12 protein-coding genes are annotated in these 11966 nt (G+C 62.1%); 4 read left to right on the plus strand and 8 right to left on the minus strand.

From position 1 onward, the window contains the following. Positions 1 to 126: 126 nt before the first annotated feature. Positions 127 to 810: a response regulator transcription factor gene (locus tag ACSQ2Z_RS02575; protein ID WP_436079769.1), complete on the plus strand. Its 684-nt coding sequence runs from the start codon at positions 127 to 129 to the stop codon at positions 808 to 810. 51 nt (positions 811 to 861) lie between these two features. Continuing rightward, complete coding sequence (locus ACSQ2Z_RS02580; RefSeq protein ID WP_436079770.1) at positions 862 to 1317, plus strand: cyclic nucleotide-binding domain-containing protein; 456 nt, start codon at positions 862 to 864, stop codon at positions 1315 to 1317. A 13-nt stretch (positions 1318 to 1330) separates the two neighbouring features. Here the strand turns inward: ACSQ2Z_RS02580 and ACSQ2Z_RS02585 are convergent, their stop codons facing one another. Further along, positions 1331 to 2137: an exodeoxyribonuclease III gene (locus tag ACSQ2Z_RS02585; protein ID WP_436079771.1), complete on the minus strand. Its 807-nt coding sequence runs from the start codon at positions 2135 to 2137 to the stop codon at positions 1331 to 1333. Positions 2138 to 2417: 280 nt separating this feature from the next. Between ACSQ2Z_RS02585 and ACSQ2Z_RS02590 the strand changes: the two genes are divergently transcribed. Further along, positions 2418 to 2924: an N-acetyltransferase family protein gene (locus ACSQ2Z_RS02590; RefSeq protein WP_436079772.1), complete on the plus strand. Its 507-nt coding sequence runs from the start codon at positions 2418 to 2420 to the stop codon at positions 2922 to 2924. A gap of 69 nt (positions 2925 to 2993) precedes the next feature. On the opposite strand, the gene ACSQ2Z_RS02595 is transcribed toward ACSQ2Z_RS02590, so the two are convergent. The 5 genes from ACSQ2Z_RS02595 to tesB form a co-directional block, all read right to left on the minus strand. Further along, a complete protein-coding gene (locus ACSQ2Z_RS02595) occupies positions 2994 to 3674 on the minus strand; it encodes an outer membrane lipoprotein carrier protein LolA (RefSeq protein WP_436079773.1) in 681 nt (226 codons plus the stop codon). A 123-nt stretch (positions 3675 to 3797) separates the two neighbouring features. Continuing rightward, the gene (locus ACSQ2Z_RS02600; protein ID WP_436079774.1) at positions 3798 to 6470 is read right to left on the minus strand and encodes a DNA translocase FtsK; all 2673 of its coding nucleotides are present in this window, start codon (positions 6468 to 6470) and stop codon (positions 3798 to 3800) included. A 254-nt stretch (positions 6471 to 6724) separates the two neighbouring features. Further along, complete coding sequence (locus ACSQ2Z_RS02605; protein ID WP_436079775.1) at positions 6725 to 8149, minus strand: ammonium transporter; 1425 nt, start codon at positions 8147 to 8149, stop codon at positions 6725 to 6727. A 29-nt stretch (positions 8150 to 8178) separates the two neighbouring features. Then, a complete protein-coding gene (locus ACSQ2Z_RS02610) occupies positions 8179 to 8529 on the minus strand; it encodes a P-II family nitrogen regulator (RefSeq protein ID WP_037128337.1) in 351 nt (116 codons plus the stop codon). A gap of 223 nt (positions 8530 to 8752) precedes the next feature. Further along, entirely contained in the window at positions 8753 to 9649 is an 897-nt protein-coding gene (gene tesB / locus ACSQ2Z_RS02615; protein ID WP_436079776.1) for an acyl-CoA thioesterase II, read from the minus strand. Positions 9650 to 9701: 52 nt separating this feature from the next. Between tesB and ACSQ2Z_RS02620 the strand changes: the two genes are divergently transcribed. Then, a complete protein-coding gene (locus ACSQ2Z_RS02620; protein WP_436079777.1) occupies positions 9702 to 10967 on the plus strand; it encodes a ubiquinone biosynthesis hydroxylase in 1266 nt (421 codons plus the stop codon). Between the two features lie 4 nt (positions 10968 to 10971). Here ACSQ2Z_RS02620 and ACSQ2Z_RS02625 read toward each other — a convergent pair whose 3' ends face one another. Together ACSQ2Z_RS02625 and ACSQ2Z_RS02630 are read right to left on the minus strand one after the other, a co-directional pair. Further along, entirely contained in the window at positions 10972 to 11160 is a 189-nt protein-coding gene (locus ACSQ2Z_RS02625) for a Trm112 family protein (RefSeq protein WP_436079778.1), read from the minus strand. A gap of 9 nt (positions 11161 to 11169) precedes the next feature. Further along, positions 11170 to 11850, minus strand: a complete 681-nt coding sequence (locus ACSQ2Z_RS02630; protein WP_436079779.1) for an LON peptidase substrate-binding domain-containing protein — start codon at positions 11848 to 11850, stop codon at positions 11170 to 11172. Between the last annotated feature and the right edge of the window lie 116 nt (positions 11851 to 11966).

An 11966-nucleotide genomic window follows, 5' to 3' on the forward strand; every position in this document is an offset into this window, starting at 1 on the left:
CGTTGTCCGTGATCTGAAACCACACCATAGCACTACACAATATGCAACAAACGGGTGAAGCTTCCATTGCTTGTTTAAGGCAGCGATTGAGCTAGTTTTAATCCGGAAGCAAGGAGGGATCTCAGCATGTCGGCACGCACCATTCTTCTCGTCGATGATGACAACGATCTGCGCGCAACGTTGACCGAGCAGCTTTCCCTCTATGAGGAATTCACTATTCTTCAGGAGCCGACGGCGGCCAAGGGTATCCATACGGCCCGCAACCAGCAGATCGCCCTTCTGGTGATGGATGTCGGCCTGCCGGACATGGACGGGCGCGAGGCGGTGAAGCTCTTGCGCAAGGGCGGCTTCAAGGCGCCGATCATCATGCTGACCGGTCATGATACCGATTCCGATACAATCCTCGGGCTGGAAGCCGGCGCCAACGACTATGTGACCAAGCCCTTCCGCTTCGCCGTGCTGCTTGCCCGCATAAGGGCGCAGCTGCGCCAGCACGAGCAGAGCGAGGACGCGACCTTCACCGTCGGTCCCTATACGTTCAAGCCGGGGCAGAAGCTGCTGACACTGGAAAACGGCCAGAAGATAAGGCTCACCGAAAAAGAGGCGGCGATCATCCGCTATCTCTATCGCGCCGACCAGAAAGTGGTGACGCGCGACGTGCTTCTCGAAGAGGTATGGGGCTACAATTCCGGCGTGACGACCCACACGCTCGAGACCCATGTCTATCGGCTGCGCCAGAAAATCGAGCGCGACCCTTCCAATGCGGAGATTTTGGTGACAGAGAATGGCGGGTACAAGATCGTTCCCTGAAGACGGGGGACGTGACGGCACCCGGCATTATGTTTTCTTCGAGGTATTCCCTTGTCGCTCAATGACGACATCGCCCTTCTGTCCGTCGTCCCGCTGTTTGCGGATATTGACGACGACAAGCTGCGGCTGATCGCCTTCGGGGCCGAGCGCCGGCGCCTCAACAGGGGCCAGCAGCTCTTTCGCGAAGGGGCGCCTGCCGATTGCGCGTTCGCCATTGCTAGCGGCTCGTTCAGTCTGACCCGCAGCCAGGCCGATGGCGGCGCCGAGGTCGTCGATACCGTCGGCCGGGGAACGCTGCTTTCGGAGCTGGCGATGATTTCCTTCGTCGAGCGCAAGTTCACCGCGACGGCCGAGGAAGACAGCGAAGTCATCCGCATCAACCGGCCGCTGTTTCGCCGCATGCTGGAGGAATATCCGGAAGTGGCCGTCGTCGTCGAAGCGCGGATCAAGGACAATCTGCGGACGATGATCCGCAACATGCAGAAACTGGCGCCGCGGTTCGGGTGACGGGCCCGAATTCCTACAAATCAAAATGGGCAATCACCGGCACGTGGTCGGAGGGACGGTCCCAGCCGCGGGCTTCCTTGACGATATCGACGCGGGTCAGGTGCGGGGAAAGGTCGGCGGAGGACCAGACGTGGTCGAGCCGGCGGCCCTTGTCGGCGGCTTCCCAGTCCTTGGCGCGGTAGCTCCACCAGGTGTAGAGCTTTTCCGGCGACGGTGTGTGCTGGCGCATCAGATCGACCCAGGCGCCGCCCGTCATGACGGTGGTGAGGCCTTCGGTTTCGACCGGGGTGTGGCTGACGATCTTCAAAAGCTGCTTGTGTGACCAGACATCGTGCTCGAGCGGCGCGATGTTGAGGTCGCCAACGAGAATCGACGAGATACCCGCCTCGCTTTCGGCGTGCAGGAGCTTCATCTCGTCGATGAAATCGAGCTTGTGACCGAATTTCTGGTTGATCGTACGATCCGGTTCGTCGCCGCCGGCCGGCACATAGAAATTGTGCAGCCGGATATTTTTGCCGGATTTTTCAAACACCACGGAGAGATGGCGGGCATCGCCGACGCCGCAATAATCGCGCCGGTCGGTCAGTTCATTGAGCGGCAGGCGGGAAAGGGTGGCGACGCCGTGATAGCCCTTCTGGCCGTGGATGGCGATGTGCTCGTAGCCGAGCGCCGTCAGGGGCGAAAACGGGAACAGATCGTTCGGGCATTTGGTTTCCTGCAGGCAGAGGATGTCCGGCGACCAGGTCTTCAGCAAATGTTCGATCAGCGGCATGCGCAGGCGCACCGAGTTGATGTTCCAGGTCGCGATCGACAATGCCATGCGGGAGGTCTTTCCTTGGATGTGCTTTGTTAAAGCGGACGTCTTACTGCATAATTCCTTAAATCGGAATCGATTTAAGGATAAAATTATGCAGCATTCCAAAGTGTTACAGCGACCCTTTGCGCGTCTGAAACGACGCGCGGCGCTGTCAGGGCTTTTGTCGCGCTTGGCCAATGGATTTGCAGCCGATATTGACAGTTGTGTCCGGTGATATCTATTGCCGTCCAGGCTTCATTTGCTGCGATGGATACGACGCGGCTTCTCCAGGAAAGGTCCCCGGATGATCCGGCATCTCGCCCCCGAGGATTTCGACGTCTTTCGCCGCATCCGGCTCGAAGCGCTGCGCGCCGAGCCTGCCGTCTTTGCCAGCAGCGCCGCGGATTGGGAAAAGCTGCCGGATGACGAGTGGCGCCGCCGCCTGACCGCTGCTGCAGTCTTTGTCGATTTTCACGAGGAAGAGCCGGTTGCCATCATGGGGCTCATTCGGCAAGGCGCAAGCAAGATGGCGCACCGCGCAACCGTTGTCATGGTCTATGTGCGTCGCGACCGGCGCGGCGCCGGTCATGCGAAAGCGCTTCTCGAAGCGATTGTTCGCCATGCCCGCGAAGCCGGTATCCGCCAACTGGAGCTTGCCGTCAGTGGCGAAAACCCGGCAGCGATCCGGTTTTACCGGCGCGAGGGTTTTGTCGAGGCCGGCCGCATAGCCGGCGGCACGATCTACGAGGGACGGGAGATCGACGAGATTCTGATGACGCGGCGCATCGACGGCGAGGCGTCATCGGCCTGATGCTGTTCCGGAGGCGATCAAACAACCGGTCAAATCAGTGATAGCAGAAGGCGTCGTTTCAGATGCGGCTCATTTCGACTTGTTGCGCACGTCGTCGTAAGGAATCTGGAAGACCTTGTCGTCCATCGGCACGCCGTTCTTGACGTTGAAGATCATCACCGACGTATCCTTCTTCTGCGCGTCGGTGATCGTCCATTGGCGCAGATCATAGGTCTTCGGGTCGAACATCAAGGTGATCGTCGCGTCGCCGAAGACGCTTCTGTCGCCCAGCACGATGGTAATCAGATCGGGCTCTTCCTTGACGTCGCGCACCATCTTGCCGGTCAGGTCGATATTGTCTGACAAGAGCAGCTTCAGCGGCGTCTTCGACAACGGATAGATGTCCCAGGTCTTCATTTTCTGATTGCCGATGACGACCGACTTGCCGTCGGCGATCACGCGCATCGGCGAGGGGGCCTCATAGTTGAAGCGGATCTTGCCGGGACGGCTGATATAGAACTTGCCGCCCGTCTGCTCGCCACGCGGGCCGAACTGTACGAACTCGCCGCTCATCGTCTTCACGGAGGCGAAATGATCGGCGATTTTCTGGGCGACGCCCGCTTGCGCCCGGGCGGGTTCGATGGGAAGGCCGATGGTGGCCAGGGCAGCGAAAGCCGCGAGGCCACCGACAAGCCATCGGCGCGGCAGAGAAAACGCGGGTTTCTGCCCGCGGCGGCCGGTTTCGCTGTCTGTCATGGCAATCTCCTTCATTTCCAGTCTCATGTGGAGCGCAAGTGCGGCGCCTTCAAGGCGGCTCCCGCGCCCGCCCTCAATTCCCCGTGGGGTCGCGCGGGGCCCTCCGTCCGGCCGGCTCGACAAGGGGCGTGCGCGGTTTTACCGGCCGGTGATTTCGCTTTCCGTGGGCACCAGGATCTCGCGTTTGCCGGCATGATTGGCAGGCCCGATGATGCCCTCCTGTTCCATGCGTTCGATCAGCGAGGCGGCGCGGTTGTAACCAATGCCGAGGCGGCGCTGAACGTAGGAGGTCGAGGCCTTGCCGTCGCGCAGTACGATGGCGACCGCCTGGTCGTAGGGATCGTCGGATTCGGCGAGATTGGAGGTGCCGGCCGGGCCGCCGCCTTCGGCGTCCTCGTCGTCATCCTCAGTGATGGCGTCGAGATATTGCGGTGCCCCTTGCGTCTTCAGGTAGGCGACCACGTCCTCGACCTCAGTATCAGACACGAAGGGACCGTGGACGCGCTGGATGCGGCCGCCGCCGGCCATGTAGAGCATGTCGCCCATGCCGAGCAGCTGTTCGGCGCCCTGTTCGCCGAGAATGGTGCGGCTGTCGATCTTCGAGGTCACCTGGAAGGAGATGCGGGTCGGGAAGTTCGCCTTGATCGTGCCGGTGATAACGTCGACGGAGGGGCGCTGCGTTGCCATGATGACATGGATGCCGGCGGCGCGGGCCATCTGGGCCAGGCGCTGGACGGCACCTTCGATGTCCTTGCCGGCGACCATCATCAGGTCGGCCATCTCGTCGATGATGACGACGATATAGGGCATTGGAGCCAGGTCGAACTCTTCCGTTTCGTAAGTCGCCTCGCCGGTCTGGCGGTCGAAGCCGGTCTGGACGGTGCGGCTGATCTGCTCGCCCTTGGCCAGCGCCTGCTCGACGCGGCTGTTGAAGCCGTCGATATTGCGCACGCCGATCTTCGACATCTTCTTGTAGCGCTCTTCCATTTCGCGCACGGTCCATTTCAGCGCGACGACGGCCTTCTTCGGATCGGTGACGACGGGCGAGAGCAGATGCGGAATGCCGTCATAAACGGAGAGTTCGAGCATCTTCGGATCGATCATGATCAGGCGGCATTGCTCCGGCGTCAGGCGATAGAGCAGCGAGAGGATGAAGGTGTTGATGGCGACGGATTTGCCGGAGCCGGTGGTGCCGGCAACGAGCAGATGCGGCATCTTGGCGATATCGGCGATGACGGGCTCGCCACCGATGTTCTTGCCGAGCGCCATGGCGAGCTTCGCCTTGCTCTGTTCGAAATCGCGGCTGCCCAGGAGTTCACGCAGGTAGACGGTTTCCCGGCGCTGGTTCGGCAGTTCGATCCCGATGGCATTGCGGCCGGGCACGACGGCGACGCGGGCAGCGATCGCCGACATCGAGCGGGCGATGTCGTCGGCAAGACCGATGACGCGCGACGACTTGATGCCGGGGGCGGGCTCCAGTTCGTAGAGCGTGACGACCGGACCCGGGCGGACATGGATGATCTCGCCCTTGACGCCGAAATCCTCCAGCACGCCTTCCAGCATGCGGGCATTCTGCTCCAGCGCATCGGCCGACAGCGTCGCGTCACGCGAGACATTCTTCGGCTCGGCCAGGAAATGCAGCGGCGGCAGGACGAAATCGTCGTCGTTGGAGACAAAGGAGGCCTGCGCCTCCCGCTCGCCGCGCTGACCGGTCTTCGGGCGCGGGGCGGCCGGAATAACGCGTGGGCTGAGTTGCGACGGCGGCTGCTTGCGTGGTGCCGGCACCGGCGCCCAATCGGCAGCGGGATCGATGTCGTCCTCGTCGTCGTCCGGCATGATACCAGCCGGGCGGCGCCCTGTGTCGAGGAAATCATCATCGTCATCATCGTCGATCGACATCGGCGGCGCTGCGACGACGCGGCGCTCGCTGCGGTCAAGTGAGGGCTCGACCCGCTCGGCGCGGGACATGACCTTCGACCGCACCGGCTCGTTCAGCGTGCCGAACTCGTCGGTGTTGAAGTCGTAGGGCTCGTCGTAGTGGCGCGAGGCCGGCTTGCGGCGGCCGCTGAGGCCGAACAGGCGGCGGAAACGCGCCTGGGCGGTGAAGCGCATATGGGTGAGCGCCCCGGCGAGGACCATGACGATGCCTTCTGATTCGTCGTCTTCCATCTCATCGCTGACCGTGCGTGCCTTGCTGGGCGCCGGAGCGGGGACCGGCATATCCTCTTCCGGATCGGAAACCCCGATCAGACCGGCGCTATAGACCAGGAAATAGGTGGCGGGCAGGGCAAGCAAGATGCCAAGCACCGTGCCGAACGTGCCGGACGGAAAGGTGCCGGTGAAAAGCGCGGGAAACCTCAGGATCATGTCACCGAAAACGCCGCCGAGGCCGCTCGGCAGCGGCCAGGTGACCGGCGCGGGAATGCAGCCGAGAGCGGCGGAGGCGAGGACTGAGCCGCCGAACCATGCCGCGGCGCGCTTGGGGATGCAGTCGAAGGGTTTGCTGAAGATCAGCACCAGGGCCCAGGCAACGACGGGAAGCAGCGCCACGACGCTGGCAATGCCGAAGAACTGCATGAAGATATCGGCGAAGGCCGCACCCGTATAACCAAGAACGTTGGTCGGGGCGTCCGCTGTCGCATAGGAGAAGCTCGGATCGGAGACGTTCCAGGTCGATAGAGCGGCGACGGCGAAGCCGAGCGCGGCAAACAGCGAGAAGCCCGCCAGCGCGGCCACCTGCCTCAAGACAAATGTGGAAAGCACAAACCGGTTGGAACGGTTGTCGAATACCGCCTGATTGCTTCTGCTCATGGTGACCTGCTGCCTGTTCGTCTGCAAAGCGCAATGCGCACATGCTTCCACCGTAAGCAGAGGAGGGTTAAAGCCCTATTAACCTTGATGCTTCGTTTACGGGAAACGCTTCTGCCGGGCTGGTTTTCCACGGCCGGGGCAAACCGACCACAAAAAAAGCCCGGATGCGAGATCCGGGCAAAGATGCGGTTTCGTGAGACACGAGACCGCGACGGGACTGGGCACGGAGCCGGTTTTCCCGGCTCCGCAATTTCTCAGGAGTGATAGGCGGCTTCGCCGTGGGACGAGAGGTCGAGACCTTCGCGCTCGGCTTCGACGGTGACGCGCAGGCCGACGATCACGTCGACGATCTTGTAGAGGATCGCCGAGCCGATGCCCGACCACAACAGCGTGACGACGACACCCTTGAACTGCGACAGGACCTGGGTTGCCGTTCCGGCGTAGCCGGCTGCGAAATCGGCGGTCGAGTAATCGACGATGCCTGCGCCGCCCAGCGCCGGGTTGACGAAAACGCCGGTCAGCAGCGCGCCGAGGATACCGCCGATGCAGTGAACGCCGAAGACATCGGCCGTGTCGTCGTAACCGAACTTGTTCTTCACCGCGGAGACGAAGAAGTAGCAGATCGGCGAGACGACGAGACCCATGACGATGGCACCCATCGGGCCGACGAAGCCGGCGGCAGGCGTGATGACGACGAGGCCTGCGACAGCACCCGATACCGCGCCGAGGATCGAGGCCTTGCCCCGGGTGAAGGTTTCGACAACCGACCAGGAGATGACGGCGGCAGCAGCGGCAACGAAAGTGTTGATCATGGCGAGCGCGGCATAGCCATTGGCTTCAAGGTTGGAACCGGCGTTGAAGCCGAACCAGCCGACCCAGAGAAGGGAGGCGCCGACCATGGTGAGCGTCATGGAGTGCGGAGCCATCATGTCCTTGCCGAAGCCGGTGCGCTTGCCGATCATGATGCAGCCGACGAGGCCCGCGATACCGGCATTGATGTGAACGACGGTGCCGCCCGCGAAGTCGATGGCGCCGAAGCCGAAGATCAGGCCGGACGGATCGGCGTAGAGGCTCGGGCCGCCCCAGAACCAGACCATGTGGGCGATCGGGAAGTAGATGAAGGTCAGCCACAGGATCGTGAACAGGATCACGGCGGAGAACTTCACGCGTTCGGCGAAGGCGCCTACGATAAGGGCGGGGGTGATCGCGGCAAAGGTCATCTGGAAGATGACGAATGCCAGTTCCGGAATGACGACGCCCTTGGAGAAGGTTTCAGCGACGGTCGTCGTGTCGACGCCGGCGAGGAACAGCTTGGAGAAGCCGCCGATAAAGGAATTCATGCTGCCGCCGGCCGTGAAGGCCATGGAATATCCATAGGTGACCCAGACGATCATCGCGACGGCGGCGATCATGAGAACCTGCATCATGACGGACAGCATGTTCTTGGAGCGGACGAGGCCACCGTAGAACAGGGCAAGGCCGGGAACGGTCATCAGGAGCACGAGCGCCGAGGACACCAGCATCCAGGTGGTATCGCCCTTGTCCGGAACCGGCGCTGCGGCCACGGCTTCGGCAGCAGCCGGCGCCGTTTCCTGCGCAAAGGCAATGGCCGGGGCGAGGAAGGCTGCGGCCGCAGCGCTCACGCGTCCGAGAGAGGTGGAAAGATTAAATGAGGACATTGAAATGTAGCTCCCTGAACAGCCGTGACTTACAGCGCTTCTGAATCGGTTTCGCCGGTGCGAATGCGCACCGCATGGTCAATCGAATAGACGAAGATCTTGCCGTCGCCGATCTGGCCGGTCTTGGCCGCGGATGCGATCGCCTCGACGGCCTTGTCGACGATCTCGGAGGCGACGGCGATTTCGATTTTCAGCTTCGGCAGGAAGCTGACGGCATATTCGGTGCCGCGATAGATTTCCGTGTGTCCCTTCTGGCGCCCGTAACCCTTGACCTCGGTCACGGTCAGGCCCTGGATACCGACAGCGGTGAGGGCTTCGCGAACCTCATCGAGCTTGAACGGCTTGATAATGGCCATCACAATTTTCATCTGGTTTCCCATCCTTGTTCATGTCGGCTCGGGGCCGTCTCTCCTTGCCGCCGAGTACAAATTCCTCAACGACCGCGCATTGCTATTCAAGGCGCGTGCCAGATTCGAAACGGGATCTTAACCCTATGAAAAGACACGGAAAAGCCACATTTTTCCGGGCGCGGCCGGAAAAATGTTAAAAAAACATCAATTTTAACGATGAAAAAATGGGCAAAAAACAAAAAATGACGTTTTTTTATTCAGATGCCTTTTTCCGGATCAAGCCTTCCTGGGCGACCGAGGCAATCAGGACGCCGGAGCGGTCAAAAAGGCTGCCCCGCGTCATGCCGCGTGCGCCAAAGGCGCTCGGGCTGTCCTGGGTGTAAAGCAGCCAGTCATCCATGCGGCAGGGCCGGTGGAACCACATGGCGTGATCAAGGCTCGCCACCTGCAGGTCGCGGTCGAAGACGGAGGTGCCATGGGCATAAAGCGCCGTGTCGAGCAGGGTCATGTCGGAGATATAGGCAAGTACAGCCGCCTGGATATGGCGCTCGTCCGGAACGGTGCCGACCGCCTTCACCCACACGTCCTGCACGGGCTCCAGCCTGTCGCGCGAGAAATAATGCTTGAGCGAGACGGGGCGGATCTCGATCGGCCGCGGGCGTTCCCAGTAGCGCCGAACCGCTTCGGGCGCATTGACGAGGAATTGCTCCTTGATGTCCTGCTCGCCCATCAGGCTTTCCGGCGGCGCCACGTCCGGCATGGCGATCTGGTGGTCGAAGCCGTCCTCATCGAACTGGAAGGACGCTGACAGCGCGAATATCGCCTTGCCGTGCTGGATGGCGACGACGCGGCGGGTGGCGAAGCTCGATCCGTCACGGATACGGTCGACATCGTAGATGATCGGCACCGCCGGATCGCCGGGCCGCATGAAATAGGCGTGCAGCGAATGCACGTAGCGGCCTTCGCTGACGGTGCGCTGCGCCGCCACCAGCGCCTGGCCGATGACCTGTCCGCCGAAGACGCGCTGCCAGCCGACCTGAGGCGAGCGGCCGCGAAACAGGTTTTCCTCGAGCTTCTCCAGATCCAGCGTCTGCAGGAGGATATCCATCGGGGCGGGCATCGGGGCGGGGTTGTCATGGGGGCGCGACATTTCGGCAATCTCCAGCGGTCGAATGGCGTCGGTGGTAGGAAGGGGCGCAGCAATGATCTATATAGGCAAGAAGCAATGCTCAAGAGTGACGGGAGAACGAGAGATGATCGATGTGCTGATTGCGGGCGGCGGTTATATCGGCCTGTCGCTGGCCGTATCCGTCAAAAAGGCGGCGCCGCATCTTGCCGTGACCGTGATCGATGCCACGGCAAAGGGCGCCTGGAAGAAGGACGAGCGCGCCTCGGCGATCATCGCCGCCGCCTCGCAGATGCTCGACGTGCTCGGCATCTGGAGCGAGATCGAGCCGGAAGCCGAGCCGATCAAACGCATGGTGATCACCGATTCGAAAACCGCCGATCCGGTCCGCCCGGTGTTCCTGACGTTTGAAGAAGGCGGGGTCGAGGGGCGGCCCTTTGCCCATATGGTTCAGAACGTGGCGCTGGTTGGTGCGTTGCGCAAGGCTGCCGGCGCGCTTGGTATCGATATCCGCCAGTCGGAGGTCGCCAAGGATTTCAAGAGCGGCGATCATGCGGTCTCGGTCACACTGTCGAGTGGCGACGTGCTCGAGGCGCGGCTGCTGGTTGCCTGCGACGGTGTGCGCTCGAAGCTGCGCGACGCCGCCGGCATCAAGACCGTCGAATTCGACTATGGGCAGTCCGGCATCGTCACCACCGTCGAGCACGAGCGTCCGCATGAGGGCACGGCGGAGGAGCATTTTCTGCCAGCCGGTCCCTTTGCGACGCTGCCGCTCAAGAACAACCGTTCATCGCTGGTCTGGACGGAGTGGACGCACGACGCGGAGCGGCTGATCGCCAGCGACGACCTCGTCTTCGAGGAAGAGCTGGAGCGCCGCTTCGGCCACAGGCTCGGCACGCTGAAGGTCGTCGGCGGACGGCAGGCCTTTCCGCTCGGCCTGACCTTGGCGCGCGATTTCGTCGCCCCGCGTTTTGCCCTTGCGGGCGATGCCGCGCACGGCATCCATCCGATTTCCGGCCAGGGCCTCAATCTCGGCTTCAAGGATGTGGCGGCGCTGGCGGAGACCATTGTCGATGCGGATCGCCTCGGTCTCGATATCGGCTCGCTCGCGGTGCTCGAGCGCTACCAGAGCTGGCGGCGCTTCGACACCTTCCGGATGGGCGTGACGACCGACGTGCTGAACCGGCTATTTTCCAACGATATCACGCCGGTCCGGGCGCTGCGCGATTTCGGCCTGGGGCTTGTCGATCGCATGCCGTCGCTGAAGTCGTTCTTCATCCGTCAGGCGTCGGGGCTTGGCGGCGACAATGATCCGAAGATGCTGGCTGGGCAGCCGATCTGAGCGGTCAATCTTCGATCTCGCGCGCCTCGGAGATCAGCATGATCGGTATGCCGTCGCGGATCGGATAGGCGAGCTTTGCCTTTTCCGAGATCAGTTCATTGTCGGCAGCGTTATAGCTGAGGCGGCCCTTGGTCAGCGGGCAGACGAGAAGTTCAAGCAGTTTCGGGTCCACGCGGCTGGTCCTGTCTTCCATCATTTGCGCCTACTGCAGAATATTTTCGATATCGCCGAAACTGCGGGCAAGCACGATTTCGGTGATGGCGATCAATGTTTCGGCGCGGGTCTTGAGATCGGGAGCTTCCAGCAACGCCTGTTTCTCGGCCGGGCCGTAGGGCGACATCATCGCCATTGAGTTGACCAGCGTCGCATTGCTCGCCCGCTCGACGCTTTCCCAGTCCGCCTCCAGCTTGTTGGCGTCGAGATAGGCCCGGAAGGCGGCCAGCAGGGCTTCCCGGTCGACCTGCGCCTCATCGTCCGGGCCGTTGAGATCGGTGGCGAAAGGGGCGATGTGGAAATTGCGATAACCCTTCGTCGGATGCTGTTCGTCGAACAGGCGGAAGCGACAGATGCCGGTCAGAGACGTCAGGTAGCGGCCGTCCTCCATTTCGGCGAAGGAGGTGATCCGGCCGACGCAGCCGACCTGGCAAAGCGCCTGCACATGCGCCTGCCCGGCTTCCTCGCGCGATTCGCCGAAGGAGGGCTGGACCATGCCGATCAGGCGGTTTCCGGCCAGCGCATCGTCGAACATGGCAAGGTAGCGCGGCTCGAAAATGTTCAGCGGCAATTGCGAGCCGGGAAGCAAAAGCACGCCCGTCAGCGGAAATACCGGAAGCGTATCCGGCAGGTCCTGAGGCCTCAGATAACGTGCATTTCCCACTTGCATTTCCGACCATACCCCGTCGCTGTCAGGCGCTTTCTTGGTGATTGCGGTGGCGCCGCCGCCTGGGCCGCCGCCTATGGACAAGAAATGGTGCGCCCGCCTGAAATCTCAAGAGAGCG

It is taken from the genome of Pararhizobium sp. LjRoot235, assembly GCF_964254145.1.
Taxonomy (GTDB): Bacteria; Pseudomonadota; Alphaproteobacteria; order Rhizobiales; family Rhizobiaceae; genus Pararhizobium.

Excerpts from the sequence above, each read along its gene's own strand:
- ACSQ2Z_RS02575 (WP_436079769.1), top strand. The coding sequence starts at position 127 with ATGTCGGCACGCACCATTCTTCTCGTCGATGATGACAACGATCTGCGC.
- ACSQ2Z_RS02585 (WP_436079771.1), bottom strand. The coding sequence starts at position 2,137 with ATGGCATTGTCGATCGCGACCTGGAACATCAACTCGGTGCGCCTGCGC.
- ACSQ2Z_RS02590 (WP_436079772.1), top strand. The coding sequence starts at position 2,418 with ATGATCCGGCATCTCGCCCCCGAGGATTTCGACGTCTTTCGCCGCATC.
- ACSQ2Z_RS02595 (WP_436079773.1), bottom strand. The coding sequence starts at position 3,674 with ATGAAGGAGATTGCCATGACAGACAGCGAAACCGGCCGCCGCGGGCAG.
- ACSQ2Z_RS02600 (WP_436079774.1), bottom strand. The coding sequence starts at position 6,470 with ATGAGCAGAAGCAATCAGGCGGTATTCGACAACCGTTCCAACCGGTTT.
- ACSQ2Z_RS02605 (WP_436079775.1), bottom strand. The coding sequence starts at position 8,149 with ATGTCCTCATTTAATCTTTCCACCTCTCTCGGACGCGTGAGCGCTGCG.
- ACSQ2Z_RS02610 (WP_037128337.1), bottom strand. The coding sequence starts at position 8,529 with ATGGGAAACCAGATGAAAATTGTGATGGCCATTATCAAGCCGTTCAAG.
- tesB (WP_436079776.1), bottom strand. The coding sequence starts at position 9,649 with ATGTCGCGCCCCCATGACAACCCCGCCCCGATGCCCGCCCCGATGGAT.
- ACSQ2Z_RS02620 (WP_436079777.1), top strand. The coding sequence starts at position 9,702 with ATGATCTATATAGGCAAGAAGCAATGCTCAAGAGTGACGGGAGAACGA.
- ACSQ2Z_RS02625 (WP_436079778.1), bottom strand. The coding sequence starts at position 11,160 with ATGGAAGACAGGACCAGCCGCGTGGACCCGAAACTGCTTGAACTTCTC.
- ACSQ2Z_RS02630 (WP_436079779.1), bottom strand. The coding sequence starts at position 11,850 with ATGCAAGTGGGAAATGCACGTTATCTGAGGCCTCAGGACCTGCCGGAT.